Raw genomic sequence first — 2,500 nt, 5'->3', positions numbered from 1 at the left:
TTATAGGAAAAGCCCTAATTTACTTCTTCATATTCCTTCATAATTTTATAAAAGGTGTTTTTCTTTAGTTCTAACATTTCCATAAATATAACAGCAGTTATTTCTCCATTCTTCCATTTTGAATGAGTTTCCTCTATTATATTGATTTGTTGTTTACTTAAAGTTGAAAGGTTCACTTGAGGACGGCCTAAATGTTTTCCTTGAGATTTAGCTATCGCAATCCCTTCCGCTTGTCTCTGATGAATTTTTTTTCGTTCTTGATCTGCAACATAGGAAAGTAAAGATAAAAATTGATCTTCCATTAATCGTCCCATGTCACCCATCTCACGGAATTTACGACTATCAAACAGCGTTGCATTTTCTAAAACCACAATATCTGCTTGTAATTCTCTTGTTATGTATTTCCATTCCGTAATTACTTCATCATAATTACGCCCCATACGATCTAAGGCATCTATGTAAACAATATCACCTGTACTCAATATTTTTCGTAATAATTGATACTGAGGACGATCGAAATGTCGTCCACTTGCTTTATCGACAAAAATACGCCGAGCTTCCACACCTCGTTCCATCATTTTATGTAATTGACGTTGTTCATTTTGATCTTTTGTACTTACACGTATATATCCATAAATATTCGCCACGTTTGGTATTCTCCTTACATTTGTATCACCTTTATAAACTTGATGTTTCAATGTTTCATAGATATAGACCACCCGTTTAAAAAGGTATACCTTTAAGGACACGAGGTTTTTGAAACAAGAAAATGTGTACCTTAAGTGAATTTGAAAGTAAACAAATGGGTAAAAGTTTACATTCGATTCTTGAATCATTTATAGCTAATTTTGTAATAAATTTCTCAATATAGATATACTTAGTAACTATGGTTTTAATATTCAAAATTAACAAAAATTGAAGTATAATAAAAATATGATGGTTATCACTTTTGTTTACTCCTTGTGCTAAAGATAAGATTGTGTTCCCGATCTTATCTTTTTTCTTTGTAGATTTTTGATACAAAAAAAGGAATCCTTATAATAAGGATTCTGCAACAGGAAAGAACAAATATATAATAATAAAAAGAATTACTTACATTTTAATTTAAAAATAATACAAATAAATTGAGAAAATTTCGAACGACTTGAACATTATTACATACTTAATTATAATTGATTAGAAGTTGAAGTAGTAATCTGTCATCTATTCCTTCACTTTAAAGAAGATTGATCTCAATCTTCTTTTTTTTGCTGTATTTGCCTCTCCCCTCGAAGGAAAAAGAATTACTTGATAATAGTGGAAATTGCTTGTTTGTAAACTAGTTGTTGCTTACCATGAACCATCATAAGAACGGTAAATTTATCCGTTGCAAGGATCTGCCCACGTATTGGAACGCCATTCTGTAAAAATACAGTAACTTCCCCTTTTTTCTCTTTCAATTGTTCATACATATCTTCTTGTAAGTTATACATGAAATACGCCCCCTATTTGTATCTACTTTTCTTTTAATACTTCCAGCCGCTCATTGTTGTCTATTTGTCTTTCCCATTCACCTTCTATTTTTCTAAACCATTTTCCTATTTTACTTACATAGTATTTTTTCACTTCACCATACGGAATCCAAATTTCACATTCCTGTATTTGATTCATCACTTCATGAAGAATCTCATCATGCTCGTATTTTCTAGGTTTTCGATGATGAGTTCTTACAAACTGTAGGTATTCCCTACGTAACCAATTAGAAATATGATCTTTTTGTTTTTGCCGGAGATGTGACCACTTTTTATTTGTCTGAAGGAGTTTTCCATTTACTTTTATATGGTTTTTCATCAACACTCATCCCCTTTTACCATCTAAATGCATATATACAACTATCGTATCACATTTAAATTAAAATACGGCTCTAGGTACATATTTCGCAAGAAATCTATCCGAAATAAAAATAATATCTCCATTTCACATAAAATAGTATCCAAGACAGACGAGACCGAATCCATTAAGCGGATTGATTAGACATAAAATTAAATGTAGATTATGGAGGGGTATCGCCACATCGCTATCAAGCTAAGTTTATACAAAGTCAATTTTAGGTGAGATTGTTTCTTTTTTCTAAAGGGAAAGTGTAGGTGATTGAAAGATTTGCATACGAAATAAACCCTAACGGGTTTCACTTTTTTGAATTAAGCGGCTTGATTATCAGACATGGTACAATTGTAAACGACACCTAATATATCAAAGACCGTTTTTTTCTCATATCGATGAGATTTCCGCCCGTTTTGCTGTAGGAGATTGAACAGGCGAAGTAACACCTTTGATAGCTCTTGGGTGTTTTTTTGTATAGTTTGGAATAGAAGAAGAAAATAGTCTTTAATTATATATATGGCTTTATACTCACTAAGCTCTCGTTTTTTCTTCATGAGGAGCAATTGGCGCATTTGAAACATAATAGAAGAACAGAGTAGAATGGCAATCAATTGACCATATAAATGGCACTCCAATC

General features: G+C 31.8%; 3 protein-coding genes and 1 pseudogene. All 4 read right to left on the bottom strand.

The annotated features are described in order from the left end of the window. Window positions 1–14 precede the first annotated feature (14 nt). Window positions 15–647, bottom strand: a complete 633-nt coding sequence (locus tag CQ058_RS31185) for a recombinase family protein (RefSeq protein ID WP_002193705.1) — start codon at window positions 645–647, stop codon at window positions 15–17. Window positions 648–1,283: 636 nt separating this feature from the next. Further along, a complete protein-coding gene (gene hfq / locus CQ058_RS31175) occupies window positions 1,284–1,472 on the bottom strand; it encodes an RNA chaperone Hfq (RefSeq protein WP_070144224.1) in 189 nt (62 codons plus the stop codon). A 22-nt stretch (window positions 1,473–1,494) separates the two neighbouring features. Continuing rightward, window positions 1,495–1,830, bottom strand: coding sequence for a transposase (locus tag CQ058_RS31170; RefSeq protein WP_105590265.1), 336 nt, complete (start codon window positions 1,828–1,830; stop codon window positions 1,495–1,497). Window positions 1,831–2,180: 350 nt separating this feature from the next. Then, window positions 2,181–2,500: pseudogene (locus CQ058_RS31160) on the bottom strand (IS4 family transposase); the annotation flags it as partial.

It is taken from the genome of Bacillus sp. MYb56, from assembly GCF_002976445.1.
GTDB classification, from domain to species: Bacteria; Bacillota; Bacilli; order Bacillales; family Bacillaceae_G; genus Bacillus_A; species Bacillus_A mycoides.
This window is presented reverse-complemented; position numbering and strand designations above follow the sequence as displayed.